The following is a 25,988-nucleotide window of genomic DNA, read 5'->3' on the forward strand; positions in this document are numbered from 1 at the left end:
TCGCATTCGAAAGACTTGCTTAAGCAAACCGGAAGAATGAGGTCGCCCTGACGGCCGACAGCTAACCTTCGATTAGCATATGGCATGCAACGGTTCCCGGGACTGTAGCGTCCGGATCTGCATGAATTCGGCAGGACGGCAGGAAAGTTTTGCGGACCGGGCCCGATGAAGGGACCTTTTCCGCCTGAGGTGTGTTGGTGTCCTCGATGCGAGATTTTTATTCGATCCTTGGCGTGAAACGCGATGCCGGCTCTGACGAGATCAAGGCAGCATGGCGCACGAAGGCGAAATCCGTACATCCGGACAAGAACCGTGACGATCCGCAGGCCCACAACAGGTTTGCCGAGATCGGCCGCGCCTACGAAGTGCTCAAGGATCCGGCCAAGCGGAACCGGTACGATCAACAGCGCATGAAGGTGGAAGCCTTGGAACGCGAACAGACGATCATGCAGCAGCGCCAGGCAGCGCGCGAGGCGGCGGAAAAAGCCAAGCAGGCCAAGATAAATGCCGAGCGCGTGCTTGAGGAGCTGGCGCGCGCCGAGGCGGAGAAAGCCAAGGCGGATGCGACCCAGGCCGCCAAGGCGAAGGCTGCAAAGGAACAGGCCGCCGAGGCAAAGACCAAAGCCCAGGCCGAATCCGGTGCGAAGGATGCAGCCGCAGAAACGGCTTCTGCGACCGGCACCGACAAGACTTCGACTGCCGGTGCAAGCGCTGGCCCTAAATCGGGTCCGAGCGCTACCGTCGGCGGCACGGCTTCAGGCCCGGAGGAAGCCGCTTCACGCATTTTCGGCGATAGCCCGGAAGCAGCCGCAGCCGCTGAAAGCCTGCGCCGCGAGCAGGAGGCCGCAGAGCTTCAGGAGGGCATTCCCCTGAAGCCGGCGGCATCGCCCCTGCTGGCGCCGATCGAGCTCTTCAGTTCGCTGGTGCGTCGCCTGCGCGGCGCCCCGCCGCCGCTGCCGGAAAAGGCACCCGATATCTTTGCGGATGCCGTGGTCGCGATTGCCGATCTGCTCGAGCAGAAATCCGTGTCGATCACCCTGAACGACGGGCGCGAAGTGCGCGTGCCGCTCAACGGTGTGACCGAGGGCCATGTCGTGCGCCTCAAGGGTCAGGGGCTGAAGTTCCAGGGCCTGCAGCGCGGCGATGTCGCCGTGACGATCAAGGTGCTGCGCGCCGATCGCTTCGCGGTCGACCAGTTCGATATCCGCACCGTGTTGCCGATCACACTCGAAAACGCCGTGCTGGGCTGCGAGACCCAGGTCGAAGGACCTGACGGGACCATGGTGCCCGTCACGGTGCCCGCCTGGTCGAACTCCGATCAGGTCATCCGAATCGACGACCTCGGCCTTCCCAACGCCGAAGACGGCCGTGGCGCGCTTGTCGTCGAACTGCGCGTGATGCTCTGGGAAAAGCCGGACGAGAAGGTCACCGACCTGATGCGGCTGATGCGCGAGGGGCTCTATATCTGAGCCCCTTCGGTCCCGGTGACGGGTCTCCAGGTTTCGACCTCCTATTGTGCACAGCATTTTCGGCGAGCCTGTCGTTTGGGCCCGGCGGCAATTGTTGCGCTTCAGCCCTGCAGATTTCCGCCTGCTAAATGAGTGATTTCTGACGTTGTGATGGATGTCGGGGCCGTGTTCCGTCGATCTGAGCCTGCAATCTTGAACCCCGGATCGGCCTATGCCATAGGCAACTCCACCGAACGTCTTAAAGGGTCTCGATATGGTTCAGGGTTCCGGCCTTATGGCAGGCAAGCGCGGCGTCATCATGGGTGTCGCCAACAATCGCTCCATCGCTTGGGGCATCGCGAAGGCCTGTCGTGACCAGGGTGCCGAGATTGCCCTCACATGGCAGGGCGATGCGCTGAAGAAGCGTGTCGAGCCGCTCGCACAGGAACTGGATGCCTTTCTTGCCGGCGACTGCGACGTGACCAATCTTGAGAGCATCGACGCCGTCTTCAACAATATCGAAGCCAAGTGGGGCAAGATCGACTTCGTCGTGCATGCCATCGCCTTTTCCGACAAGGACGAGCTGACGGGCCGCTACATCGAGACGACGCGCGACAACTTCGCCCGGACGATGGATATCTCCGTTTATTCCTTCACCGCCGTTGCGGCGCGTGCCGAGAAGATCATGAATGATGGCGGTTCGCTTCTGACGCTCACCTATTACGGCGCCGAAAAGGTCATGCCGCACTACAACGTCATGGGTGTGGCAAAGGCCGCACTCGAAGCGTCCGTGCGCTATCTCGCCGTCGACATGGGTGGCCGCGGCATCCGCGTCAACGCGATCTCGGCCGGCCCGATCAAGACGCTTGCGGCTTCCGGCATCGGTGATTTCCGCTATATCCTCAAGTGGAACGAGTATCATTCGCCGCTGAAGCGCAACGTCACGACCGACGAAGTCGGCAAGTCGGGCATGTATCTCTTGTCCGACCTCTCGACCGGCGTTTCCGGCGAAGTGCATCATGTCGACTGCGGTTATCACACGGTCGGCATGAAGTCGGTCGATGCGCCCGACATCGTTCTCGGCAAAGACTGAATTCGGAGACTGCGCCGTGCTCATCTACATGATCCGTCACGGCCAGACCGATTGGAATGCCGAGGGCCGGATGCAAGGCCAGAAGGATATCGGCCTCAACGACACCGGCCGTCAGCAGGCCAGCGAAAACGGGCGCAAGCTCGCCCAGATCCTCGGCGGCCGCGCCGGGGATTTCGACTTTGTGAGCTCCCCGCTCGGACGCACGCGCGACACCATGGAACGGGTGCGCACAGCCATGGGCCTTCCCCCTGCCGACTACCGGCTTGACGAGCGGCTGAAGGAGCTTTCCTTCGGCGATTGGGAAGGCTCGACCCTGCCGGAACTGGCAGAGGTCTCGCCAGAGCGGGTCGAGGAACGGGCGCGCCAGAAATGGGGCTTCATTCCGCCCGGCGACGATGCGGAAAGCTATGAGATCCTGTCCTGGCGGATCGGCGCCTGGCTGACCTCTGTCGAACGGCCGACCGTCTGCGTCAGCCATGGTGGCGTTATCCGCAGCTGCTTCCGGCTGATTGGCAATGTCAGTGAGGACGAGGCCTGCGAGATGAACATTCCGCAGGATCGGATCCTGAAAATCGATCGCGACCGAAAATTGATAGACTGGATCTGAGATCGACCGTGCCGCCCTCTTCGGGCGGCCCCGCGCTTGCTACTGCAGCAGTTCCAGATCGTCGACGACCCGCTTGCCGTCCACTTCCGTGTAGAAGACGAGAACCTTCTGGCCCGGTTCGAGACCCTCGAAGTTGAATTCTGAGGGAACGGCATAGGTCTTGCCGTCATCGAGAACGAGGTTCATTCCATCGATGTTCACATCACGAATGGTGGCTTCCACATCGGCGCTGCCGGCATAGACGCTGACCGGCGACAGGAAGCCTGCGGTGGCGAGAAGCAGGGATATAACGACACGCATGCAAACCACCCTCGACCAAATCACTGCTGAAACCGACTGCAAACTAGCCTCCTGAATGTGGCGGAATTCGCCCCTGACAAACTCATTTCGGGGGATAGTGGACCCGAAGGGCAACCGGGATCAAGCGCGTTCGCCGCTGTCCCCCGACAATCTGTGGGCTCGTGCTCTGGCTCAAGGACCATGTGCGCCCCCTAAACAGAGAAACGATAAAAAAACCTGCCCCTGACGAAATCCTAAATTAACCGCAGCCCCATAGGCTTAGCGCAATCGGGATCAGGGGAAGCATACACTTGCGCAAGTTGACGATGGACGCGCGTGCCGACAGGCGACTGAGCAACGGCATGCTCTGGCTGATCGGCGCGGCTGTGCTGAGCGTGCTCATCGTGTCCGCAGGACTGATGATCGACCGCCAGACCGCGCTTACCGAACGCGGGCGCATCGAGCACGGGATCCTGGATCGCCTGCTGCGTGTGCAGTCCGACATCGAGACTCATCTGGATCAAGACATCAACATTGCTCTTTCCCTGGCGGACGACATCGCCGACGACGGCCTGCTTTCTCCGTTGGAGTTCAATCGGACGGTCAATCGCCTGATCACCGACAACCCGCAGCTTGACAGCATTCGCCTCGCCCCACTCGACGATCCCGCTCGCATGGCCTTTACGCCGAAGGTCACAAGGGACTCGCGGACCATCAGCGTCGACATCCCGGTCCCGCCTGTCTCATGGCAGTCCAGTACGGCATGGATTTCACTGGTCGTCGACATCGACGCTGGCCGCTTCTTCGACCATCACGGACTGCTGACCGAGGTCGACGTGCCAGACCATGAAGGGCATGACCACACCAAGGTCGCCATCGTCATGCCATCCGCCGATGGCACCGATGAAGTCTTCGGTGACGAGACGATTTTCGATGACAACCCGATCAGCACCGCGTCTGTCGGCGGGCGTCTGGGCTACAATCTCTATGGCGTACCAGCCGATGGCTGGGATGCGGCAATGAACAGGCTGCTACCGAGCCGCCTTCTGGTCCTGGCCGGCGTCATCGCGATGACGAGTTCCGTGCTGCTCGCCCTCTTCCTGCTGCGCGAGCGCAACCTGAACATCAAGCGTCTGAGAGCGCGCGAACAGCGGCTTGTCGAACTGTCGCAGCGTTTTCAACTCGCACTGGAAACCTCCAATATCGGCATCTGGGAGATCGACGCATCGACCCATGCGCTCATTTGGGACAGCCGCAGCGCCGGCCTGCATGGCCTGCCCAACAGCCTGACCGACGAAGAAGACCGCCTGGCAGACTGGTTCGCCTGTCTGCATGCCGACGATATCGGTCGCGCCGAACAATTCTACTTCGATTCCGTTGTGGCCGCGACCGCCGACCAATGGGACATCAGCTACCGCGTTCCGCTCTCCGACGACAGTTTCCGCTATCTGCGTTCAGTTGGCGCCCGCACGAGCGACGGCAGCATCACCGGTATCGTCTGCGACGTGACGACCGATACGCTGGTCACCCAGTCGCTGAGCCGCGCGAAGGAAAACAGCGACATCAAGAACGCCGAGCTGGAGCTTGCCCTTGAGGAACTCTCAAGCCGCGAGCACCAGCTGGCGGAAGCCTCGCAGCGTCTGGATCTGGCACTCGGCTCATACAATTGCGGCACCTGGGAAGGCGATCCCGTTACGAAGAGCGCCATCTGGGACGAGCGCATGCATCAGCTCTACGGCATACCGTTCAGCGACAAGCCCGTTGCCGAACACGTCTGGCTGTCACGCCTTCATCCGGACGACCGCGGCGAGATCCAGCTTGCCACAAAGCGGGCGGTCACGCTCGACCAGATCATCAACACGACACAGAGAGTGGTGTTGCAGAATGGCGAAATTCGCTACATCCGCTCGGTCGGCCAGCCGCATATCGGGCGCGACGGCAAGAAGAAGCTGATCGGCATTGCCTTCGACGTGACCGCCGACGCGCTGCTTGCCGAACAACTGCGCAATGCCAAGGCGGAAGCCGACATGCGCAACATCGAGCTGGAGCTCGCCAAGAACCGCATCGAGTTCAACGCCCTGCACGACCCGCTGACATCGCTCGCGAACCGCCGTAAGCTCGACCTCGAACTCGACACGCTGGCACGCAATGGCAACCGCCAATCGTCGAAGTTCGCGATCCTGCATCTCGACCTCGACCGCTTCAAGGAAATCAACGACACGCTCGGCCATGCGGCTGGTGATGCCATGCTGGTGCATGCTTCCCGCATCCTGATGAAACACGTGCCGCGCGGCGATCTCGTCGCCCGCATCGGCGGCGATGAATTCGTGGTGCTGGCACGGCGGCAGACTTCGGTCGACGAGCTGGCGACGCTCGCCAACAAGATCATCGACGAGATGCGCCAGCCGCTCGACTTCGAAGGCTTCGATTGCCGCTGCGGCGTCTCGATCGGGGTTGCGCAATCCCAGGGCGCGGCACCCGACCCGCGCAAGGTGCTGATCAACGCCGATATCGCGCTGTACCAGGCCAAGGAAAAGGGCCGGAACTGCTACGAGTTCTTCACCCCGGACCTGCAGGCCAACATCGTCGCCAAGAAACGCATGGCCGACGACATGCTGGCCGGTCTCGACCGCGACGAATTCATCGTCTGGTACCAGCCGCAATTCGAGGCCTCCAGCATGCAGCTCTGTGGCGCCGAAGCCCTGATCCGCTGGCGCCATCCGGACCGCGGCATCCTCGCCTCCGGCAACTTCCTGAAGGTCGCCGAAGACCTGAACGTGATGGCACGCATCGACGAACTCGTGCTGCAGACGGCACTCAAGGACCAGATGCGCTGGACGGCGCTCGGCATGCAGGTACCGCGCATTTCGGTCAACGTCTCCTCCAAGCGCCTGCATGACGACAACCTGATCGACCAGTTGAAGGGCCTTTCGATCACGCCCGGTTCGATCTGTTTCGAACTGGTGGAGTCGATCTTCCTCGACGATAGCGACACGTTCGCCTCCGAGAATATCGAGAGGATCAAGGCGCTCGGCATCGACATCGAAATCGACGATTTCGGAACCGGCCATACCTCGATCGTATCGCTCCTGAAGCTCAAGCCGAAGCGGCTGAAGATCGACCGCCAGCTGGTCATGCCGGTCACGGTCCAGCCGCAGGAACGAAGCCTGGTGCGCAATATCGTCGAGATTGCCCGCTCGCTCGGCATCGAGACCGTTGCCGAAGGCGTCGAAACCCATGAACATGCAGGCATCCTGCGTCAACTCGGATGTGACTACCTGCAGGGTTACGCCTTCGCCAAGCCCCTCTCGTTTGAGGATTTCACCCGCTTCGTCGACCGCCTGCCGCAGCGCAAGGCGTCTTGAGCCGGCGCACGGCCGGATCACAAACGCTTCGGTGACACTGTGTCGTCGCAAATCGGCGGCGCGCGGCGCAAAAGCGCTTCACAGAAATTGTCAATTTGCTCTATGAGTGACGCCATCCAAGGCAGGGCCCGCCGGAAGACGTTCCGGCGGACGAGAATGGGACGGTAGCATACGCATGTCGCACAATACCTTCGGTCATCTCTTCCGCGTCACCACCTGGGGCGAAAGCCACGGGCCGGCGCTTGGCGCTGTTGTCGACGGCTGCCCTCCGGGTGTCCGCTTTGCCCAGGAGGATCTGCAGGTCTTCATGGACAAGCGCAAGCCCGGCCAGTCGCGCTTCGTCACCCAGCGGCGCGAAGACGACATCGTCAAGGTGCTCTCCGGCGTCATGCCGCAGGAAGACGGCACGATGATCACGACGGGCACGCCGGTCTCGCTGTTCATCGAGAATACCGACCAGCGCTCCAAGGATTACGGCGAGATCGCCAAGCGTTATCGCCCCGGCCATGCCGACTATACCTATGATCTGAAATACGGGATCCGCGACTATCGTGGCGGCGGACGCTCTTCCGCTCGCGAGACGGCCGCCCGCGTGGCAGCCGGTGCGCTGGCCCGGCTTGCCATGCCCGGCGTCACCATTCGTGGCGCGCTGGTGCAGATCGGCACGCACAAGATCAACCGCGAGAACTGGGACTGGGCGCAGGTCGACCAAAACCCGTTCTTCTGCCCTGATGCCGCGATGGTTCCCGTCTTCGAGGAGTATCTCGACGGCATTCGCAAGGCAGGCTCCTCTGTCGGTGCCGTGATCGAAGTGGTAGCCGAAGGCGTGCCGGCCGGCATCGGCGCACCCGTCTATGGCAAGCTCGACCAGGAGATCGCAGCCGGCCTCATGTCGATCAATGCGGTGAAGGGCGTCGAGGTCGGAAACGGCTTCCAGGCCGCCGAAATCACCGGTGAGGAGAACGCCGACGAGATGCGGATCGGGGCGGACGGCAAGCCCGTATTCCTGTCGAACCATGCCGGCGGCGTGCTCGGCGGTATTTCGACCGGTGAGCCGATCGTTGCGCGCTTCGCCATCAAGCCGACTTCATCGATCCTGACCGAGAAGCGCTCCATTGATGCCGATGGCAACGAAGTCGATGTGCGCACCAAGGGTCGCCATGACCCTTGCGTCGGTATCCGGGCCGTGCCTGTCGGCGAGGCCATGCTCGCCTGCATCCTTCTCGACCATATTTTGAGAGACCGCGGCCAGAACGGCCGGACCAGATAAGGACTTGCCCCATGAGCTATGACCAGAAGCGCGTCGTCGAGGCGATCCGCGCCTTTGAAGCCGGCGAGATCGTCGTCGTCACCGACGATGACGGCCGCGAGAACGAAGGGGACTTGATTGTTGCGGCCGTTCACTGCACCGCCGACAAGATGGCCTTCATCGTGCGCCACACCTCGGGCATCGTCTGTACGCCGATGCCGAAGGAAGAGGCCAAGCGCCTGAACCTCTCGGCGATGGTGGCGGAGAACGACAGCGCGCATACCACGGCCTTCACCGTCTCCGTCGACTTCAAGCACGGCACGACAACCGGCATTTCGGCAGACGACCGGACGCTGACGGTGCGGAATCTAGCCAACCCGAATGTCGGCCCTTCAGATTTCGTTCGCCCCGGGCACATCTTCCCGCTGGTCGCTCGCGAAGGCGGGGTTCTGATGCGCTCGGGTCATACCGAAGCCGCCGTCGACCTTTGCAAGCTTGCGGGCCTGCCACCGATCGGCGTCATCTGCGAACTCGTCAATGACGACGGCACCGTGACGCGTGGCCAGCAGGTTGCCGATTTTGCCGTGAAACATGGCTTGAAGCAGGTGTCGGTCGCCGACCTCATCGCCTATCGCCAGCGCAAGGAGACGCTGATCCAGCTGGTCTCCAAGTTCGATCTGCAGACGCCCTATGGCGCGGCCAAGGCCTATGCCTATTCCCTGCCCTGGGACCCGATGCAGCATCTCGCCGTCGTCTTCGGCGACATCCGGGACGGCGAGGACATTCCGGTTCGCCTGCATCTCGAGCATGTCGGCCAGGATGTCTTCGGCACCAACCGGCAGGTCGATGGCATCATGAAGCGGATCGCCGACAAGGGCCGCGGCGTGATCGTCTATCTGCGCGAGGGGTCCGTCGGTGTGGGTGTCTCCACCACCGCACGCAGCGGCAAGCATGACCGCGAAGATCATTCGGAAGCCCAGGCACGCGAAAGCGAATGGCTGGAAATCGGGCTCGGCGCGCAGATCCTGAAGGACCTCGGCGTCACCTCGATCCGGCTCTTCTCGTCGCGCGAGCGCCACTATGTCGGGCTCGAAGGTTTTGGCATCAAGATTTCGGCGACGGAGATCGTCTGAGGGCCTTGCCTCTCGATTGATGCGATGTGGCGGCTGACAGCCGCCTGATCACCCCACCCCGGACCTTCGGTCCGACCCTCCCCCTCAAGGGGAGGGTGGAGTGACCCGAGTGCCGCCGAAAAGCTCAGAACCCGATCGGCCCCTCGATTACCGGCTCTGGCCTGCCTTTCCAGCTCAGCCGCCAGACGTCCCCCTGGCGCACCGACTGGACGGCAGCGGGCCGCAATATGGCAAAGCAGGTTCCGCTATCGTGGCGGACTGACGGGTAGACGATGCCGTTCAGCCCGGACCGTCTGGCTTCGAGGGCCAGGCGGTTGCCCTCCGGGTAGCCGAGCGCCTTATCCAGCGAGAGCGCCGGATGATCGGGCAGCGTCCTCAGGTCGAGGAACTCTCCCGACGTGCTGCAGAGCATTTCCGCATAATCGGCCACCGCTTCATAGACGCCCGTTCGTGACAGGAATTCCGTCATGTGAAAGGCGATTTCGGCGAGGCATGTGTCTACGCCGAGCGCCGCATACCAGGCACCCCGGGTCTCACCGTTGAAGCGATTGGGTTCGCGCGGCTTGGCATAGGCGAAGCTAGCATTGATGAAATGCGCATGCGGCACGTCATAGACGAGTTCGTTGGCAGCCAGCCCGGAAATACCTGTTGACTGGGCCTGGATGCGGGTCGACGTGGCCGCCTCGATCTCGGCGAGTTCGGCGAGTTCATCGGCCGTATCGGCGAGTGGCGCGAGCACGGCTTGGCGCAAGCGTGCGGTGGAGACGAGACGCACGGTCCTTGGATAGGCGACAATGCTCACCGGAACGCCGGCGACCTCCAAGTCAGAGCCCCCCGCGCACGGCGTCGAGATAGCGGCGGACCTCCAGCATATGCGGGATCCCGCCTTCGATCATGGCGGCGACGGGCGTGCGGCGATCAAAGAGCGGCCCGGTATTTTCCAGCATCGGCCAGCGGTCGGCCATGGTATCGACGAAGAGCAGATGCAGCGCCTTGTAGATGCCGGTCAGCGCCGAGATCCGGGTCATCTGATCCTGGCTCAGGGTTTTCGTGACGCTCTCAGGCTTCAACCGTTCCCAGGTGCTGAGCGAGACCCCGAGCAAGGCCGCCGCCTGCTGGCTCGTCAGGTCCCACTGAATGACCAGACGGCGAAAGGCTTTCAGCGCAGTCGTCGAAAGACGCTTCCGATCGGCTTCGATCGAGAAGCCCTGAGGCGGAGCGGCATCCGAGACGGCCTTGCGTTCGACAGCATGGAGCATAATCGACATCCTTCAAGTGACATATGAAAATTACGTCATTTGAAGGTTTTTTCAAGTGGACGGCACCACTGGGGCCAACAAAGTGGACATTGTGGAACGCCGGCGGCGGCTTGTCCTGCCTCAAACCACCCGGCGCGCCATGCCGACCGAACGCGGTGCAGTCTCGTCGAAGCCGAACTGGCTGTAGAGGCGATTGGCGGGCACGTCGGCGATCAGGCTGACATAGGCGGACTTCGGCAGCGTGGCGATGAAGTCGGAGAGTGCCGCCATGATCCATTTCGCGAGCCCCCTGCCCTGATGCGCGGGCAGGATGGCGATGTCGGTCACCTGGAAGAAGCAGCCGCCATCGCCGATGATGCGGCCCATGCCAACGGTCTGGTCTCCCAGCATCAGGCTGACGCCAAAGATCGAGTTCGGCAGGCCTTTTTCCGCAGCTTCGCGGGCAAACGGCGTGAGGCCGGATTCAAGGCGAAGACGCATGTAGTCGTCGACGGCGGGCACACGGGGTTCGATGCGGTAGGCGCTGTTGTCGGTCACGTCTGGTTTTCCTGTTGATTGTGTCTTGATCAGCCGAGCCAGCCGGGCTGCAGGCGCACGGTTTCCATGCCGGCAAAGCGGGCGATACGCTGGAGTTCGGCTTCCAGCTTATCGAGGCGACCGGCCGTCGGCTTCACGCCCGGCTCCAGCCAGAGGCGGCGGACATGGAGAAGACCTTCCCTGCGTTCCGCCTTGATGTCGATGCGACCGATGAGGCGGTCGCCCTCCAGCAGCGGGAAAACGTAGTAGCCATATTGCCGCTTCGGCTCGGGCACGAAGACTTCGATGCGATAGAAGAAGCCGAAGAGACGTTCGGTGCGATTGCGGTCGCGGATCAGGGGGTCGAAGGGCGAGAGCACGCGGATGCGGGCCGGCGGCTCGGGAGCGTCGAGGAGCGATGCCACGTGGTTCGCGAAGGCAAAGGAGGCGCGCGGCTTGCCGTCGACGGTTTCCAGTTGCAACTCCTGAAGTTCGTCGCGATGGGCGGCGACCCAGGCCTTGGCCTCGTCGGGAGTGACGATATCGAAAAAGGCGGCGATTTCGCCCGAGGTGGCGAAGCCGAGGCGGGTGAGAGCTGCCCGGCAGGCCCAGTCGACGAAGGTTTCGTGATCGACTTCAGCGGTGTGATGTTCGGTTGGGATCACGCGTTCGGAGAGGTCATAGACCTTCTGGAAGCCTTCGCGGCGTGCAATCGACAGTTTGCCGGTGTGCCACAGAAATTCCAGCGCCGTCTTCGAGGGATGCCAGTTCCACCAGCCACCGGACTTGTGGTCCTCGGCCTTCACGTCACGGGCCAGGACCGGACCGTGGTCACGGATGCGGGCATAGGTCTCCTCGAAGGCCTGATCGAAGCCCTCCCCTCGCCACTTCGCCCAGTTCTGCCGGATGCGCTCTTCACGTCGGACGAAGCGGTGCTTCCAATAGGGGAAGAAGGCCGAGGGAATGACCGAGGCGTCATGCGTCCAGTGTTCGAAAAGCGAGCGATCCTTCTCAAGAAGGTGCTGCAGATCTTTGGTCCGATAGGTCTGGTTGCGGGAGAACAGGATCTGGTGATGGGCCCGCTCGACCCACTGGATGCTATCAACCTGAACGAAGCCGAGATCGTGGATCAGGTCGTAAAGCCCCTGACGCCCGAGCGCCTTTGTCGGCGAGCGGGACAGTCCCTGCCGTTCCAGGAAGATCTTTCGCGCGAGCGTGTTGGGGACGGGAATCGTCATGGTTGAGAGGCTAGGACATGTTCGCGGTTTGTTCAATGGGCAAAGACTTGTGGTAGTGGAGAGCTGCCGCGTCAGGTCGCGTCACGGTCGGCATGTTCTAAGACGTACTGGTCTCTGGCACCATGATCTCTGTCGGTCTATAGGATCACGGACTGCCCTCGGAGAATCTCCGCCTTGCATATCCGTTTCGATCAGGCCGAATTGCGCTTCGGCGACCGCGTGGCTCTCTTGCCGCTGTCGCTGTCGCTCGTCGAGCCGCGCATCGGCGTGATCGGGCTTAATGGTTCCGGCAAGACGAGTTTCGCGCGGCTTATTGCGGGCCTCGCCAAGCCGACATCGGGCACGGTGACGCTGGACGGGCTCGATACCGTTACCGACGAAAAGGCGGCGCGGGCGAAGACGGGATTCATCTTCCAGAACCCGGGCCATCAGATCATTTTGCCGGTCATTCGCGAGGATATCGCACTCGGGCCGAAGGCGCGGGGGCTGGCCGCTCCCGAAGTGGATCGACTGGTGGATGAGGTCCTCGCCCGCTTCGGGATCGGTGATTTCGCGGCGAGACGTCCCCACGAGCTATCGGGCGGTGAGCTGCAGTTGGCGGCGCTTGCAGCGGTCTGCGTCAACAGGCCTGACGTCGTCATCTTCGACGAGCCGACCAATCAGCTCGACCTCAGAAACCGCGCCCGCGTCAAGGCGGCGATCGACGGGCTGGGCGAACAGGCCGTGGTCATCAGCCACGACCTCGATCTGGTGGCGGATTTTTCCCGCGTGCTGGTCTTCCACGAAGGGGCGCTCGTCTCTGACGGAGAGGCTACCGAAGCGATCGCCCGCTACCGGGAGATCGCCGGATGCTGACGAGCCTGCATGTGGAGGGCCAGAGCCTTCTCCATCGCATCCCGGTCAAGCCGAAGCTTGTCGGGCTGATGGCTTTCGGGTTGGCGCTCTATCTTGTCGATCAACCGCTCGCCCTGACCCTGGCCCTGGTCACCACCGGCACTCTCTATCTGTCGACCGGTGTCGGCCTGTCGGAAGGATTTCGGCGGCTGAAGCCGGTTCTCTTCACGATCACCTTCCTCGTTGTGGTCAATCTCTTGCTGCTGTCGCCGCATGAGGCCCTCGTGATCACGCTCAGGCTTGTTGCGATCCTGTTGCTCGCGGCTGCCGTTACGGCTTCCACCAGCATTGCCGACTTCATGGCCGCCGTCACCGATCTTGCCCGACCACTCGAGCGGCTCGGGCTCCTCAAAGCCGCCGATCTCGGTCTCGCGCTCGGGCTGGTGCTGCGTTTCGTGCCGGAGATTGCCGGGCGTTACGAAGCGCTGAAAGAGGCACATGCGGCGCGCGGCATTCCGGTGAAGCTCTCGCGCATGCTCGGGCCCCTCATCATTTCGACGTTGAAGGATGCCGATCGGATCGCCGAAGCGATTGACGCCCGGGGGATTAGGGGTCAGTAAAAACCCCAGAAAGTTTACCGGGGACCCGTTCAATGACCACCAGAGACATCGTGCTCGCCGCCCTCTTCACCGCGATCATCATCGTGCTCGGCTTCATTCCGCCGGTGCCGATCCCGCTGCTGCCGGTGCCGATCACGGCGCAGTCCATGGGCGTCATGCTCGCCGGCTGCATCATCGGGGCGAAGCGCGGTGCGGCCGCCTATGCCCTGCTCGTCGTGCTCGTCGCCGTCGGCCTGCCGGTGCTTTCGGGTGGTCGCGGTGGCATCAACGTGCTTATGGGCCCGACGGGCGGTTACATCTTCGGCTGGATCATCGGTGCTTTCGTCACTGGCTTCCTCGCCGAAAAGCTCGTGCGCGAAGGCCAGTCGGCTGCCAAGCAAATGGCCGGCTTCTTCATTGCTTCCATCGTCGGCGGCATCGGCGTGGTCTATCTCTGCGGCATGCCGTGGCTCTCGGTCGCGGCCGGCACGCCCTTCGACAAGGTCGTCCTGGGCTCGCTGGCCTTCATTCCCGGCGACCTGGTCAAGGCGGCGATTGCCACGCTTGCAGCGCGCGCCGTGCTCGTCGGCTACCCGCTTCTGCCGGCCCGCGCATAACACCCAGAAAGCGTCGTTCAAGAATCGAAATGCCACCGCTAAGGTGGCATTTTCCGTTCTTGGGTCTGGGGGATTTCGAACCGTGACGACCGTGCCGACACTGATGCTCGCCTGCGCTCTGCAGGCACTCGCCACAATGACAGTTCTCGCCAATGACTCCATGGCGACGTTGGAAGCAGGCGGTCTCGTCTTCACGCGCAGCGACGAGATCACCATGGCAAAGGAAGATCTCTACATCTCGCCGGAGAAGGTGCAGGTGAAATACCTCTACCGCAATACCAGCAACAAGCCGGTGACGACCATCGTTGCCTTCCCAATGCCGAAAATCGGCGGGCCGATCGAGATCATGTCGGCGGTGCCCGACGAGCAGAGCGACAACTTCATGGACTTCTCGGTCATTCAGGAGGGCGCGGAGATCGAGCCGAACTTGCAACAGCGTGTGCTCGTTCGCGGCATCGACTTCACCGCAGATGTCGAAGAGCAGGAAATCCCGCTGCAGCCTCTCCTCAAGGAAACGACGGAAGCGCTGAAGACGCTGGAACCCGATGTTATCAAGGATTGGCTGGCCAAGGGCCTGATCGCCGACATCAATTACGGCACGGGTGGCGAGGCTTCTCCGGAATATGTGCCCGTCTGGGAACTCGAATCCATCTACTGGTGGGAGACGACCTTCCCGGCCGGCGCAGACGTTGAAGTCGAGCATCGCTATCGCCCGAGTGTCGGCGGGAGTGCCGGTCTCGTGTTCATGTGGGACGGCAAACCATCGGATGCCTATGCCGAGTACCAGGAGCGCTACTGCGTCGATGACAACTTTCTGAAGGCTGCGATCAAGCTGGAGAAGAAGCAGAACCCGGATGCCGGGATCTACTATTTCGAGCAGTGGCTCTCCTACATCCTGACTACAGGCAACAACTGGTATGGACCGATTGGCGACTTTCGCCTGACCATCGACAAGCTAAACCCGAACTCGATCGTCAGCTTCTGCGGGCAAGGCGTGAAGAAGACCGGGCCGACGACATTCGAAATGCGCGCCAAGGACTTCTATCCCGAACGCGACCTCAACATCCTTCTCGTCGTTTCGAACAAGGTGGCCACGCAAGGCCCGTAAAATGGTCGCATTTGCTACCAAATTCGGCGACTGCGGTCATTCGGCCATGTCTTGGTAACGGCTTGTAAAATCGTTTCCGACAGGATTGCCAGCGATCGATCGTTTCCGGTGTCCCCCTGAGCACTCCATGATGGAGGCGCAAACGCCCGAACGGATCATGTCACCGCTGCATCTGGACGCCGGGATTCCGGCTGTCCCGCCATTTTCGCGCGCCCGAAAGTCATGATCATGTTCCTCAAAAACCTTTCGCTCAGCAAAAAGCTGATCCTCACCTTTTGCACCATCATGGCCGGATGTTTCCTGGCCTCCGTCGTCGTTTTCCTGCAGGCCTATACGGCCAAGTCCGCGCTGATCGATCAGGACCGCGCCCAGCGTATCGTCAATCTCGTCGACGCCGCGAAGACCGCGATGGCCGAGCAAGCTGCAAACGAACGCGGCTACCTGCTGTTCGGCAGCGAAAGCACGCTTGCCGCGGTGACCACCGAGCGTCAAGCCCTTGATGCAGCGATCATCGACGCGAAAACGCTGGCGGCAAGCGACAATGCGCTCATCTCCCGACTTGATGCCATGCGGGCCGCCGCCGAAACCTATGCAAAACAGGTCGCCGATCCGCAGATCGCCGCTCGCAAGGCCGGCCAGACATCCGTCGAAGACATCGCGACGATCGGCAGCTCTGGCGCTGCGGGCGCCCTCGATTCCTTCCGGGCTGCGGCCGCCGACATCAAGACTTTGCTGGCAACGGAGACGGCGGCCACCCGCGCCCGTCTTGACGCGGCACATTTCGCCCTCGAACTGGCGCTGATCCTCGGTGCGGCCGTCGCCGGCGTGTTTGCGGTCGGGCTGATCTGGCTGCTTGCCCGCTCGATCGTCACGCCGATCACCGGCATGACCGATGCCATGGCCCGTCTCGCCGCTGGCGACCACGCCGTCGAAGTGCCGGCCGTCGACCGTGGCGATGAGGTCGGCCGCATGGCCAAAGCCGTGCTGGTGTTCAAGGATGCGGCGATCGAAAGCGCGCGCATGTCCGACGAGCGCCGCGCGATGCGTGAGCAGGCCGAGGCCGACCGCCAGAAGGCGGAAGCGGAAAAGGCCCGAGAGGCGGAAGAAGTGCGCTTCGCGATGACCGAACTCGCCAAGGGCCTCTCGGCACTCTCGGAAGGTGACGTCGTGTTCCGGCTCGAAAAGCCCTTCGCAGCCCATCTCGACAGTCTGCGTGGCAACTTCAATGATTCACTCGAAAAGCTTCATGCGGCGCTGAGAACCGTGGGCGCCAACGCCCATGCGATCCATGCCGGTGCCGCCGAAATCCGCGCTTCCGCGGACGATCTTGCGCGGCGCACGGAACAGCAGGCAGCGTCTGTCGAGGAGACGGCCGCTGCCGTCGAGCAGGTCACAAAGACCGTACGCGACACGGCCAAACGCGCCGAAGATGTCGGTCAGCTCGTCGACAGCACGCGTTCCGGTGCCGAACGCTCCGGTGAGGTTGTCCGGAACGCCGTTCAGGCGATGACGGAGATCGAGCAGTCGTCGCAGTCGATCTCCAGCATCATCGGCGTGATCGAAGACATCGCCTTCCAGACCAATCTCCTGGCACTGAATGCCGGCGTCGAGGCGGCCCGTGCCGGCGAGGCCGGCAAGGGTTTTGCCGTTGTCGCCCAGGAAGTGCGCGAGCTGGCGCAACGCTCGGCCAATGCCGCAAAGGAGATCAAGTCGCTGATTTCACGTTCGACCGCGCAGGTCGGCAATGGCGTGGCGCTGGTCGGCGAGACCGGCACGGAACTCGAAAAGATCGTCAGCGCCGTTCAGGAGATCAGCCACCATGTCGGCGCGATCGTCACCGCAGCGCGCGAACAGGCCACGGGTCTGCAGGAAATCAACCTCGCTGTCACCGCGATGGACCAGGGCACGCAGCAGAATGCCGCCATGGTCGAAGAACAGACAGCCGCTTCGCATACGCTGGCGGCGGAGGCGGATTCGCTCAACACGCTGCTCGCCCAGTTCCGTCTGGGTCAGGGCGCATCAGCGGCCGCGCCTATCCGGACGCAGCACCGCGCAACGGCGCCCGCGTATGCGGTGCCTGCACCCGCTGCTCGGCCGGCAACGCGACAGCCGGCTGCTGCCTCCGCCGCCAATACGCCTGCCCCGTCGCCGGCGCGCGCGCTCGCGAGCAAACTCGGCCGCGCCTTCAGCATGGGTTCTGCGGCGCCCGCAGAACCGGCAAAGCAGGACTGGACGGAATTCTGATCGGCACGCGCCGGCGACCTTCCAGCGGAATCAGGAAAGCCCGTGGCTTGCGCCACGGGCTTTCCCTTTTGCCTGAACTCGAAACCGTCAGGCTACCGGTCGTCCTCGACATCATCGACGACGTCCGTCATGGGGCGGTCCGCACCGTCCGCATGTTCGTGATGCCACTCGCCTTCGGCGTCCTGCCAGCTGATTTCGGCGTCGCCATCGGCAAGCTGCTGGGCGCCTGCGGCCTTGCGGGCTGCAGCCACCGCTTCGTCGTGTGTCGGAAAGGGCTCAGAATAGACGTTGCCAAGACGGTAGGCATAACCTTCGTCATGCTCCACGACGTGATAGGTGACCTTGACCATGGCCGGTCTCAGTTCCAGCGCCAGCGGCCGTCACGGGCCGGAGGAGTGGAATTGGCAAGCAGGTAGCCGACGATACCGCCGACGATGCCGAGCGTGATCAGGCCGGCGGAGGTGGCGGCTGCCGGATGACGGCGAACCACGCCAGCGACCGTATCGGCGCCTTCGCGAGCATAATCAGCCACAACATGGGCCGTGCGCGAGGCACCGTTGACGACATCAGACGCCCGGTTGCGGATGTCATCGCGGTCGTAGCCGGTCACGGAAGAAGCCGCGCGGCCTGCTTCGTCCAGCGCTTCGGAGGCGCGGTTGCGCATGTTGCGGCTGCTTCGGCCCGCTTCGCGGCTGATCATGTCCTTCAGATCATTCATCTGTTCGCGCAGTTCACGAAGTTCTGCCTGGAGGTTGGAAGACGCCATGGTGATACCCTTTCCGTTGTTCGTGTTGTTGCCGAGGAAACGTTGTGAATGCCGGATGGTTCCATTTGCAGAATGTGAGAGCACGTCAGAAACGAAAAACGCCCGGTGCGAGGCACCGGGCGTCAAAAAGCGCATTTTGCTGGACGATTACTTCGTCGCGGCTTCGTACATTTCCAGGACATAGTCCCAGTTGATCAGGCTGTCGACGAAGGCTTCGAGGTACTTCGGACGGGCGTTGCGGTAGTCGATGTAGTAGGAGTGTTCCCAAACGTCGACGCCGAGGATCGGGGACGCGCCGTGGATCAGCGGGCTTTCGCCATTCGGGGTCTTGGAGATTTCGAGCTTGCCGTCCTTGACGGAGAGCCAGGCCCAACCCGAGCCGAACTGGGTGGTGCCGGCTGCGACGAAATCGGCCTTGAACTTGTCATAGCCGCCGAGATCGCTGTCGACTGCAGCCTGAAGCTTGCCGGGCAGCTTGTTGCCGCCGCCATCCTTCTTCATCCAGTTCCAGAAGTGGATGTGGTTGTAGTGCTGGCCGGCATTGTTGAAGAGGCCGGCGTTCTTGCCGTAGGACTGCTTGACGACTTCCTCGAGCGACAGGCCTTCGAGGCCCGAATCCTTCAGGAGGTTGTTGCCGTTGGTCACATAGGCCTGGTGGTGCTTGTCGTGGTGAAACTCGAGCGTTTCAGCCGACATGAACGGTGCCAGCGAGTCGTAAGCATACGGGAGGGCGGGCAATTCGAAGGCCATGGTGAGATCTCCTTTTGGCAAATGGATTGCGGTTTGGCAGGTGACGGGAACATAGGTGCGGAACATCGCTCAGGCAACCTTTGCCCTTCCAAATTCCGGCCTCCAAGGGAAAGAAATGTCTTCCGTTTTTGGACTTGCACGACTTGGCGTTCCGGCCGACGCTCCGCGCCACAATGCACCCAACCGAGGTCCCCCATGTTCCGTTCCCACCCGCTTCTTGTGGCTACCGCGCTCGCCTTGCTCACACTCTCTTCGCCGGCAATCGCCTCGTCGGGTGATGCCTGGGACGCGTTTACGAAGGATGTTGCGGCGAAATGTACTGCGCTTGCCGCGGGGCGTATCGAACAGCCGAAGGTGATCGTCGATGCCTTGGGCACGGAGAGCTACGGGGTCGCGATCCTGACCGGCAAGGCCGTCGGGGCGGATGCGGTCGTCAGCTCGATCTGCGTCTATGACAAGAAGAGCGAGGCGGCAGAGATCGGTGGCGAGCTGCCGGCTGACCAGGTGGTCATCAGCATGCCCTGAAGAGGTCAGGCCTCGTAGATATCGGGCTCCGGCAGGCCATCGATCGGAAAGCCGAACTCGGCGCGGGCAATCTTGCATTCCTCGTCGCCGGGCATGCAGGTGCGGCAGACATGCGGGCGCACGGAATAAACCGCGCAGCCGACATGTTTGCCGACCTCGCCGGTCAGCGCCGCACAGCGCCCATTCTCAAACTTCATGCCGCTTTCGTCCTTGGCGATCATCGCTTCAGGGATGGCGGCGATCTCCTCATCGCTTTCCATGGAAAAGCGCGGCCAATCGGCGGAATAGGCGCAACAGGCGCCGCAGGCCTGGCAGTCGAAGATCTCGGGCGGAGAGGTTTCGAGCATGGCTCAGCGCCTCGCGGCGCGGACGCGCATCAGGTTCATGGCGAAGAAACCGGTGAAGACCAACATCAAGAGGCCGACGAAGACGGGGCCGGCATCGACGGAGATCAGATCCATGGTGAGCCCCGTGCTGCCGGAGCCGGCGGCGCTGCCGATCGCGTAAGCCAGCGCAAAGACGGCGGCACCCGACACCAGAAGACCGCCACGGAAACGTTCGCCGAGCAGGGTGAGCGCTGCGGTGTAGAGCGAGAAGCTTGCAGCACCGAGGATCGAGATGGTGACCAGCAGCGCTGCCTGCGAGGTCATGAAGGGCAGAGCGAGGAAAGCAACGGCGGCGATGGCTGAGCCGGAGACAGCGATGACGGGCCGCGACAGCCGGTCGAGCAGCCAGCCGACAAAGGGCTGGGCAAGCGCCGTCGGCAAGGCCACCATGGTAACGACGAAGGCCGCAAAGTTCTGGCTGTAGCCGCGTTCGACGAAATAGAGCGGGATCATCGAGATCGCCGCGATATCCGAAAAGCCGAAGGCGACGACCATCAGGGTGAGGACCGGCGCCATTTTGACGAAGGTGAGGAGCCCGCCGGCTTCCGAGGCTTCCGGCTTGGTCTTGGCGTAACGACCGAGCATGACCGAGGCAAAGGCGACGAGTGCCACATAGGCCGCCGTCAGCGCGAAGGCGAAGCCATCCTCAATGCCGAGAAGCGGAATGGCGAGCGGACCTGCGGCAAAGCCTGCACACATGCCAGCGCTATAGGCGCCGGAGACGCGGCCGCGCAGGCGGTCCGGACAGGCGGTGTTCAGCCAGGCTTCGCTAACCGTGTAAATGATGCTTGTGCAGAAGCCGAGCAGGAAGCGGGCGACGAACCAGACCCAGAGCTGGTCAAAGGCTGCGAAGGTGGCGAGGCAGACAGACACCCCTAGCAGCGAGGCCACGATCAGCCGGTCGCCGCGTATCCTCTGCGTCAGTCTGCCGATCAGCAGCGTCGACGAGGCGAGGCCGAGGGCAAAGACCGAGGCGTTCAAGCCCGCCATGCTGGAGGAGACACCCCGGCTTTCGAGGATCAGCGAGATCAACGGATAGGTGAGCCCCTGCCCCACAGCAAAGGCGGTGACGCCCAGAATGACAACCGCGATCGCCGCCCAATCAGGCGCGATGTCGGCTGCGATATCCGTGGTGCGTGCCGTCTGCATGGAGCCTCCGAGGCGCGCTTCAGCGCCCGTCGATTGAAGGTCCGGTCTAGCGGGGCGTTTGGGGGAAGTCCAGAGAGGGAGGCGAGAGCGTCACGGCTATCATGCCTGTAACAATACCCCCCTCTGTCACTGCGTGACATCTCCCCCACAAGGGGGGAGAGCGGAGCGCCACGTATGACGCTGCGTTTAACGCCCTCAAAGGCGGGCAATAGGCCGGCCGGTCAGTCGCTCTCCCCCCATGTGGGGGAGATGCCCGGCAGGGCAGAGGGGGGCTTGCCTGAGACAGGTTAGGGTCGCATCAAACCCATAGGTCAACCCGCCGCAATAACCCCCGGCACGTCCTGGCCCAACGCCGCGAAAACCGTCTTCAGGATGCCGGCAGCATCCAGGCCGGCCTTGGCATACATGGTTTCCGGCTTGGCCTGGTCCATCCAGACATCGGGGAGCACGAGCGAGCGGACCTTCAGGCCGTTGTCGAGCAGGCCCTCGTTGACGAGGAAATGCATGACATGGCTGCCGAAGCCGCCGACGGCGCCTTCTTCGACCGTAACCACCACCTGATGGTGGCGGGCGAGCTGGCGGATCAGGTCGTGGTCCAGAGGCTTGGCGAAACGGGCATCGGCAACCGTGGTCGAGAGGCCTGATGCGTCGAGGTCTTCCGCGGCCAGCAGGCAGTCGGCCAGACGCGTGCCGAAGGAGAGGAGTGCGACCTTGGAGCCCTGCTTGACGATGCGGCCACGGCCGATCTCAAGGATTTCGCCGCGTTCGGGCATGGGAACGCCCACACCTTCGCCGCGCGGATAGCGGAAGGAGATCGGACCTTCGTCATAGGCAGCTGCGGTCCGGACCATGTGCTTCAGCTCCGCCTCGTCGGCCGCGGCCATGACCACGAAGCCGGGGAGAGCCGCAAGGAAACCGGTATCGAAGGAGCCGGCATGGGTCGGGCCATCGGCGCCGACGAAACCGGCGCGGTCGATGGGAAATCGCACCGGCAGCCCCTGGATGCCGACGTCATGCACGACCTGGTCGTAGCCGCGCTGCAGGAAGGTCGAATAGAGCGCGCAGAATGGCTTGAAACCTTCGGCTGCGAGGCCAGCCGCAAAGGTCACCGCATGCTGTTCGGCGATGCCGACATCGAAGGTGCGCTCGGGGAACAGCGACTGAAGCTTGTCGAGACCCGTGCCCGAGGGCATGGCGGCGGTGATGCCGACGATCTTCTCGTCATGGCGGGCTTCCTCGACCAGCGCGTCGGCGAAGACGGCGGTGTAAGCCGGTGCGTTCGGCTTGGCCTTGGCCTGGGTGCCGGTGATCACGTCGAACTTGTTGACGCCGTGATACTTGTCGGCGGCGGCCTCTGCCGGAGCGTAGCCCTTGCCCTTCTGGGTCACGACATGGATCAGCACGGGGCCCTTGGCGTTGTCGCGGACATTGCGCAGAACGGGCAGCAGGTGATCGAAGGAATGACCGTCGATCGGGCCGATGTGGTAGAAGCCGAGCTCTTCAAACATGGTGCCGCCGGTGACGTAACCACGGGCGTGCTCAACGGCGCGGGTGATCGCGCGGTCGACGGTCTTGCCGAGATAGGCGGTCAGTTTCTTGCCGAATTCGCGGAAGCCCATGTAGCTGCGGCCGGAGGCGAGGCGCGCGAGATAGGCGCTCATCGCGCCGGTCGGCGGAGCGATCGACATATCGTTGTCGTTGAGGATGACGATCAGGCGAGCGTCGAGGGCGCCGGCATTGTTCAGTGCCTCATAGGCCATGCCGGCGGACATCGCGCCGTCGCCGATCACGGCGATCACCTTGCGGTCGGTCTTTGATAGCTCGGCCGCGACCGCCATGCCGAGGCCTGCGGAAATCGAGGTCGAGGAATGGGCCGCGCCGAAGGGGTCGTATTCGCTTTCCGCGCGCTTGGTGAAGCCGGAGAGGCCGTCTTCCTGGCGCAGCGTGCGGATCCGCTCGCGGCGACCGGTCAGGATCTTGTGCGGATAACACTGGTGTCCGACGTCGAAGATCAGCCGATCATCCGGCGTTTCGAAGACCTTGTGGATGGCGATCGTCAGTTCGACGACGCCGAGGCCGGCGCCCAGATGCCCTCCCGTTTTCGACACCGCGTCGATCATCTCGTCGCGGACCTCGCGCGCCAGCTGCGGCAGATCGCGATCCTCAATGGCCTTCAAGTCTTTCGGGAGCTTGACCTTGTCCAGGAGCGGGGTATCGGGCAGAGATGTCACGGGCTGATGCCTCTTCAGTCTGTTTGGATGCGCGATACCATCCCCCGACGATCAGGGCAATTCCACGTCATCAAGCGCATATATAGCGGTCAACGGCCCTCCGGCAAAGGTACGAACTCGTCTTCGTCGCCGGGAACGATGTCAAAACGGCCAGTTCTCCACTCTTCCTTGGCCTGTTCGATGCGTTCCTTGGACGACGATACAAAGTTCCACCAGATATGTTTCCTGGTTTCCATGGCCGCACCGCCGAAGAGCATGACGTGACAGCCTGTCGCGCCGCCGATCAGGGTGATCTCGTCGCCGGGGCGGAAGACGAGAAGCTGGTCCTGGGCAAAGCGGTCGCCGGCGATCTCGATCTCGCCGGAGAGAATGTAGAGCGCGCGCTCTTCCTGGCCGGCGTCGAAGGGAAAGCGGGCACCGGGCTCGAGAGTGAGGTCAACATAGAGGGTCTCGGAGAAAGTCGTGACCGGCGAACGCAATCCGCCCATGCCGCCGATGACGAGGCGACCGGAAGCGCCGTGATCGCTGAAGGTCGGCAGTTCGCCCTTCGCCGTATGGGCGAAGGCCGGGTCGATCTCCTCCAGATGATCCGGGAGCGCGATCCAGGTCTGCAGCCCCGACATCGAGAGTGGATGACCGCGCAGGTTCTCCGGCGTGCGCTCGGAATGGACGATGCCAGAGCCTGATGTCATCAGGTTGATGTCGCCCGGAGCGATCACCAGCTCCGTGCCGAGGCTGTCGCGATGCTTGATCTCGCCGTCGAAGAGATAGGTGACGGTCGAGAGGCCGATGTGCGGATGCGGACGGACATCCATGGCTTCGCCCGCCTTCAGAACGGCAGGTCCCATGCGGTCGAAGAAGATGAAGGGCCCGACGAGACGGCGCCGGACAGAGGGGAGCGCGCGCCGCACCGCGAAACCGCCGATGTCGCTGGAACGGGGAATGATCAGGTGTTCGATGGCGTCACAGGCAAAGGCATCGCCGGGGACGGGGTCATTTCCGGGAAAGAAGGACATGAAAAACCTCTTCGTTTGCGTGCAGAACGCGCCGCTCTCGTGGGGTGATGCTCCCATCATAGGGCTCTCTCGAGCGACCACCGAGGTCTTTTTTCGATGGTCACGAGAACGGAAAGAGACGTGATCTGCCTCTGAATCGGATAACCATCGAAGATCAGAAGCTTCCGAAGCTGATGCCCAATGCGACGATCGCCGCACAGGCGACCAGAGGCACCAGGACAGCGACGACGAAGATGTCGCCGTAAGCCCGACGGTGGGTCATGCCACAGATCCCGAGCAGGGTAATGACGGCGCCGTTGTGCGGCAAGGTATCGAGCCCTCCCGTCGCAACGGCAATCACCCTGTGCAGGAGAGCGGGATCCACGTTCTGGCTTACCGCCTGCGCAACGAGCGTCGGACCCAGTACGTCCAGCGCGATCGACATTCCGCCAGAGGCCGAGCCCGTAATCCCGGAGAGAAGCCCCGAGGACAGTGCTGCCGATATCACGACATTGCCGCCGGACAGGCCGTCGATCGCCGACCGCAAGACTTCGAAGCCCGGGAGGATGGCAATCACGGCGCCGAAGCCAACGAGGCTTGCCGTATTGAACAGTGGAAGGAGCGAGCTTTCTGCGCCCGCCCCAGTCGTTTCGAGGATCTTCGGTGGTGGGCTGACGACAAGGGCGAGCATCAGACCGAAGGTCAGGGCCGCAATGACGGACCAGAGCCCCTTGACCCTGGCCAGCTCCGTTGCACCATAAACCGGGTCTGCCAGATAGCTGGTATCGAGACCCGGCAGGATGAACTGATCCATCAGCAGCGTCATGGGCGCCACCGATGCAATCGGCAGGGCCGCCCGCCACAGGGGCAGCGCAACCGTCTCCGACGAGGCACCGTTTCGAACAGGTGGCGGCTCTCCGGCCAGACGTGCGGTTCTTGTCCGAAGCCAGAGAAGTCCAAGACCAAGCATGATGCCGCCAGCAATCAGGCCGAGACCCGGGGCCGCAAAAGGCGTCGTGGCAAATGTCGCCATCGGAATGGCGTTCTGGATCGACGGCGTTCCGGGAAGTGCCGTCATGGTGAAGGTGAAGGCACCGAGCGCAATGGTCGCCGGGATCAGCCGGGCTGGAAGGCCGGTCTGAATGAAGAGGGCACGCGCCAAAGGCCAGGCAGTGAACGCCACGACGAACAGCGAGACGCCACCATAGGTCAAAACAGCGCAGGCAAGCACCACGGCAGGTATCGCGTTCTTGCGGCCCACCAGGTCCGCAATCGCCCTTGCCAGTGTGTCTGCTGCCCCGGACATCTCCATCACCCGCCCGAACATGGCCCCTAGCAAAAAGAGCGGGAAGAAGGAGATGACGAACCCTCCCGCTCCCTTCATGAAGACCTGGGTATAGCTGGCCAGCGCCGGATCTCCGGACAGAAAGGCGGCGACCACGGCAAGCAGCGGCGCAAGTGCCAGGACGGATGCGCCAGCCCAAGCCCCGGCAATGAGCAGCGTCAGGGCAAGCAGGATGATGAGGACAGACATGGGGGCCCCTCTTTATTGCGCTGCAATAGATAGAGGAATCCGACCCGGTGAGCTACCGGCAAC

Annotated in this window: 25 protein-coding genes; 12 read left to right on the plus strand and 13 right to left on the minus strand. The window is 62.7% G+C overall.

Going from position 1 to position 25,988, the window contains the following annotated elements:
• The first annotated feature begins 206 nt into the window (after positions 1-206).
• The 3 genes from BSY240_RS08215 (at position 207) to BSY240_RS08225 (ending at position 3,148) form a co-directional block, all read left to right on the plus strand.
• Positions 207-1,469 (plus strand): J domain-containing protein, encoded by a 1,263-nt coding sequence (locus BSY240_RS08215; RefSeq protein ID WP_069043898.1) that lies wholly within the window; start codon positions 207-209, stop codon positions 1,467-1,469.
• 253 nt (positions 1,470-1,722) lie between these two features.
• Entirely contained in the window at positions 1,723-2,541 is an 819-nt protein-coding gene (fabI, locus tag BSY240_RS08220) for an enoyl-ACP reductase FabI (RefSeq protein WP_006726747.1), read from the plus strand.
• 16 nt (positions 2,542-2,557) lie between these two features.
• Positions 2,558-3,148, plus strand: coding sequence for a histidine phosphatase family protein (locus tag BSY240_RS08225; protein WP_054148991.1), 591 nt, complete (start codon positions 2,558-2,560; stop codon positions 3,146-3,148).
• Positions 3,149-3,187: 39 nt separating this feature from the next.
• Here the strand turns inward: BSY240_RS08225 and BSY240_RS08230 are convergent, their stop codons facing one another.
• Positions 3,188-3,448 (minus strand): DUF1344 domain-containing protein, encoded by a 261-nt coding sequence (locus BSY240_RS08230; RefSeq protein ID WP_054148933.1) that lies wholly within the window; start codon positions 3,446-3,448, stop codon positions 3,188-3,190.
• A gap of 290 nt (positions 3,449-3,738) precedes the next feature.
• On the opposite strand from BSY240_RS08230, the gene BSY240_RS08235 reads away from it, so the two are divergent.
• The 3 genes from BSY240_RS08235 to ribB all read left to right on the plus strand — a co-directional run bounded on the left by BSY240_RS08235 (position 3,739) and on the right by ribB (position 9,174).
• The gene (locus BSY240_RS08235; RefSeq protein ID WP_054148932.1) at positions 3,739-6,792 is read left to right on the plus strand and encodes a bifunctional diguanylate cyclase/phosphodiesterase; all 3,054 of its coding nucleotides are present in this window, start codon (positions 3,739-3,741) and stop codon (positions 6,790-6,792) included.
• Positions 6,793-6,967: 175 nt separating this feature from the next.
• On the plus strand, positions 6,968-8,062 hold the full coding sequence (gene aroC, locus BSY240_RS08240; protein WP_069041972.1) for a chorismate synthase: 1,095 nt from the start codon (positions 6,968-6,970) through the stop codon (positions 8,060-8,062).
• 11 nt (positions 8,063-8,073) lie between these two features.
• On the plus strand, positions 8,074-9,174 hold the full coding sequence (gene ribB / locus BSY240_RS08245; protein ID WP_054148930.1) for a 3,4-dihydroxy-2-butanone-4-phosphate synthase: 1,101 nt from the start codon (positions 8,074-8,076) through the stop codon (positions 9,172-9,174).
• 124 nt (positions 9,175-9,298) lie between these two features.
• Here the strand turns inward: ribB and BSY240_RS08250 are convergent, their stop codons facing one another.
• The 4 genes from BSY240_RS08250 to BSY240_RS08265 all read right to left on the minus strand — a co-directional run bounded on the left by BSY240_RS08250 (position 9,299) and on the right by BSY240_RS08265 (position 12,187).
• Positions 9,299-9,997 carry an RES family NAD+ phosphorylase gene (locus BSY240_RS08250; protein WP_069041973.1) on the minus strand — a complete coding sequence of 233 codons (699 nt, stop codon included), beginning with the start codon at positions 9,995-9,997 and terminating at the stop codon, positions 9,299-9,301.
• A 1-nt stretch (position 9,998) separates the two neighbouring features.
• Entirely contained in the window at positions 9,999-10,433 is a 435-nt protein-coding gene (locus BSY240_RS08255; protein ID WP_069041974.1) for an antitoxin Xre-like helix-turn-helix domain-containing protein, read from the minus strand.
• 120 nt (positions 10,434-10,553) lie between these two features.
• A complete protein-coding gene (locus BSY240_RS08260; RefSeq protein WP_069043899.1) occupies positions 10,554-10,913 on the minus strand; it encodes a GNAT family N-acetyltransferase in 360 nt (119 codons plus the stop codon).
• 86 nt (positions 10,914-10,999) lie between these two features.
• A complete protein-coding gene (locus BSY240_RS08265; RefSeq protein ID WP_069041975.1) occupies positions 11,000-12,187 on the minus strand; it encodes a winged helix-turn-helix domain-containing protein in 1,188 nt (395 codons plus the stop codon).
• A 174-nt stretch (positions 12,188-12,361) separates the two neighbouring features.
• Between BSY240_RS08265 and BSY240_RS08270 the strand changes: the two genes are divergently transcribed.
• The 5 genes from BSY240_RS08270 (at position 12,362) to BSY240_RS08290 (ending at position 17,589) form a co-directional block, all read left to right on the plus strand.
• On the plus strand, positions 12,362-13,042 hold the full coding sequence (locus tag BSY240_RS08270; protein ID WP_069041976.1) for an energy-coupling factor ABC transporter ATP-binding protein: 681 nt from the start codon (positions 12,362-12,364) through the stop codon (positions 13,040-13,042).
• Positions 13,036-13,641: an energy-coupling factor transporter transmembrane component T family protein gene (locus BSY240_RS08275; protein WP_083229597.1), complete on the plus strand. Its 606-nt coding sequence runs from the start codon at positions 13,036-13,038 to the stop codon at positions 13,639-13,641. The genes BSY240_RS08270 and BSY240_RS08275 overlap by 7 nt, the downstream gene beginning before the upstream one ends.
• 32 nt (positions 13,642-13,673) lie before the next feature.
• Positions 13,674-14,237: a biotin transporter BioY gene (locus tag BSY240_RS08280; protein ID WP_054148925.1), complete on the plus strand. Its 564-nt coding sequence runs from the start codon at positions 13,674-13,676 to the stop codon at positions 14,235-14,237.
• 82 nt (positions 14,238-14,319) lie between these two features.
• The gene (locus BSY240_RS08285; protein WP_083229598.1) at positions 14,320-15,345 is read left to right on the plus strand and encodes a DUF4424 domain-containing protein; all 1,026 of its coding nucleotides are present in this window, start codon (positions 14,320-14,322) and stop codon (positions 15,343-15,345) included.
• A 228-nt stretch (positions 15,346-15,573) separates the two neighbouring features.
• Complete coding sequence (locus BSY240_RS08290; protein ID WP_069043902.1) at positions 15,574-17,589, plus strand: methyl-accepting chemotaxis protein; 2,016 nt, start codon at positions 15,574-15,576, stop codon at positions 17,587-17,589.
• Positions 17,590-17,681: 92 nt separating this feature from the next.
• On the opposite strand, the gene BSY240_RS08295 is transcribed toward BSY240_RS08290, so the two are convergent.
• The 3 genes from BSY240_RS08295 to BSY240_RS08305 all read right to left on the minus strand — a co-directional run bounded on the left by BSY240_RS08295 (position 17,682) and on the right by BSY240_RS08305 (position 19,105).
• The gene (locus BSY240_RS08295) at positions 17,682-17,939 is read right to left on the minus strand and encodes a DUF2188 domain-containing protein (protein ID WP_054148923.1); all 258 of its coding nucleotides are present in this window, start codon (positions 17,937-17,939) and stop codon (positions 17,682-17,684) included.
• An 8-nt stretch (positions 17,940-17,947) separates the two neighbouring features.
• Entirely contained in the window at positions 17,948-18,355 is a 408-nt protein-coding gene (locus BSY240_RS08300; RefSeq protein WP_069043903.1) for a hypothetical protein, read from the minus strand.
• 147 nt (positions 18,356-18,502) lie between these two features.
• Positions 18,503-19,105, minus strand: a complete 603-nt coding sequence (locus BSY240_RS08305; RefSeq protein ID WP_054148921.1) for a superoxide dismutase — start codon at positions 19,103-19,105, stop codon at positions 18,503-18,505.
• A gap of 195 nt (positions 19,106-19,300) precedes the next feature.
• Between BSY240_RS08305 and BSY240_RS08310 the strand changes: the two genes are divergently transcribed.
• Complete coding sequence (locus BSY240_RS08310; RefSeq protein ID WP_069041977.1) at positions 19,301-19,630, plus strand: hypothetical protein; 330 nt, start codon at positions 19,301-19,303, stop codon at positions 19,628-19,630.
• Positions 19,631-19,635: 5 nt separating this feature from the next.
• Here the strand turns inward: BSY240_RS08310 and BSY240_RS08315 are convergent, their stop codons facing one another.
• The 5 genes from BSY240_RS08315 to BSY240_RS08335 all read right to left on the minus strand — a co-directional run bounded on the left by BSY240_RS08315 (position 19,636) and on the right by BSY240_RS08335 (position 25,925).
• On the minus strand, positions 19,636-19,977 hold the full coding sequence (locus tag BSY240_RS08315) for a YkgJ family cysteine cluster protein (RefSeq protein ID WP_069041978.1): 342 nt from the start codon (positions 19,975-19,977) through the stop codon (positions 19,636-19,638).
• Between the two features lie 3 nt (positions 19,978-19,980).
• Positions 19,981-21,165 (minus strand): MFS transporter, encoded by a 1,185-nt coding sequence (locus BSY240_RS08320; RefSeq protein ID WP_069041979.1) that lies wholly within the window; start codon positions 21,163-21,165, stop codon positions 19,981-19,983.
• 311 nt (positions 21,166-21,476) lie between these two features.
• The gene (gene dxs, locus BSY240_RS08325; protein WP_069041980.1) at positions 21,477-23,396 is read right to left on the minus strand and encodes a 1-deoxy-D-xylulose-5-phosphate synthase; all 1,920 of its coding nucleotides are present in this window, start codon (positions 23,394-23,396) and stop codon (positions 21,477-21,479) included.
• Positions 23,397-23,485: 89 nt separating this feature from the next.
• Positions 23,486-24,412 (minus strand): pirin family protein, encoded by a 927-nt coding sequence (locus BSY240_RS08330; RefSeq protein ID WP_069041981.1) that lies wholly within the window; start codon positions 24,410-24,412, stop codon positions 23,486-23,488.
• A 154-nt stretch (positions 24,413-24,566) separates the two neighbouring features.
• Positions 24,567-25,925 (minus strand): GntP family permease, encoded by a 1,359-nt coding sequence (locus BSY240_RS08335; RefSeq protein WP_069041982.1) that lies wholly within the window; start codon positions 25,923-25,925, stop codon positions 24,567-24,569.
• Positions 25,926-25,988: the final 63 nt, after the last annotated feature.

The organism is Agrobacterium sp. RAC06, assembly GCF_001713475.1.
Classification (GTDB): domain Bacteria; phylum Pseudomonadota; class Alphaproteobacteria; order Rhizobiales; family Rhizobiaceae; genus Allorhizobium.

Coding starts and splice junctions, on each gene's coding strand:
- BSY240_RS08215 (WP_069043898.1), top strand. CDS start 207: ATGCGAGATTTTTATTCGATCCTTGGCGTGAAACGCGATGCCGGCTCT.
- fabI (WP_006726747.1), top strand. CDS start 1,723: ATGGTTCAGGGTTCCGGCCTTATGGCAGGCAAGCGCGGCGTCATCATG.
- BSY240_RS08230 (WP_054148933.1), bottom strand. CDS start 3,448: ATGCGTGTCGTTATATCCCTGCTTCTCGCCACCGCAGGCTTCCTGTCG.
- aroC (WP_069041972.1), top strand. CDS start 6,968: ATGTCGCACAATACCTTCGGTCATCTCTTCCGCGTCACCACCTGGGGC.
- ribB (WP_054148930.1), top strand. CDS start 8,074: ATGAGCTATGACCAGAAGCGCGTCGTCGAGGCGATCCGCGCCTTTGAA.
- BSY240_RS08255 (WP_069041974.1), bottom strand. CDS start 10,433: ATGCTCCATGCTGTCGAACGCAAGGCCGTCTCGGATGCCGCTCCGCCT.
- BSY240_RS08260 (WP_069043899.1), bottom strand. CDS start 10,913: ATGCGTCTTCGCCTTGAATCCGGCCTCACGCCGTTTGCCCGCGAAGCT.
- BSY240_RS08265 (WP_069041975.1), bottom strand. CDS start 12,187: ATGACGATTCCCGTCCCCAACACGCTCGCGCGAAAGATCTTCCTGGAA.
- BSY240_RS08275 (WP_083229597.1), top strand. CDS start 13,036: ATGCTGACGAGCCTGCATGTGGAGGGCCAGAGCCTTCTCCATCGCATC.
- BSY240_RS08280 (WP_054148925.1), top strand. CDS start 13,674: ATGACCACCAGAGACATCGTGCTCGCCGCCCTCTTCACCGCGATCATC.
- BSY240_RS08290 (WP_069043902.1), top strand. CDS start 15,574: ATGTTCCTCAAAAACCTTTCGCTCAGCAAAAAGCTGATCCTCACCTTT.
- BSY240_RS08295 (WP_054148923.1), bottom strand. CDS start 17,939: ATGGTCAAGGTCACCTATCACGTCGTGGAGCATGACGAAGGTTATGCC.
- BSY240_RS08300 (WP_069043903.1), bottom strand. CDS start 18,355: ATGGCGTCTTCCAACCTCCAGGCAGAACTTCGTGAACTGCGCGAACAG.
- BSY240_RS08305 (WP_054148921.1), bottom strand. CDS start 19,105: ATGGCCTTCGAATTGCCCGCCCTCCCGTATGCTTACGACTCGCTGGCA.
- BSY240_RS08310 (WP_069041977.1), top strand. CDS start 19,301: ATGTTCCGTTCCCACCCGCTTCTTGTGGCTACCGCGCTCGCCTTGCTC.
- BSY240_RS08315 (WP_069041978.1), bottom strand. CDS start 19,977: ATGCTCGAAACCTCTCCGCCCGAGATCTTCGACTGCCAGGCCTGCGGC.
- BSY240_RS08320 (WP_069041979.1), bottom strand. CDS start 21,165: ATGCAGACGGCACGCACCACGGATATCGCAGCCGACATCGCGCCTGAT.
- BSY240_RS08330 (WP_069041981.1), bottom strand. CDS start 24,412: ATGTCCTTCTTTCCCGGAAATGACCCCGTCCCCGGCGATGCCTTTGCC.
- BSY240_RS08335 (WP_069041982.1), bottom strand. CDS start 25,925: ATGTCTGTCCTCATCATCCTGCTTGCCCTGACGCTGCTCATTGCCGGG.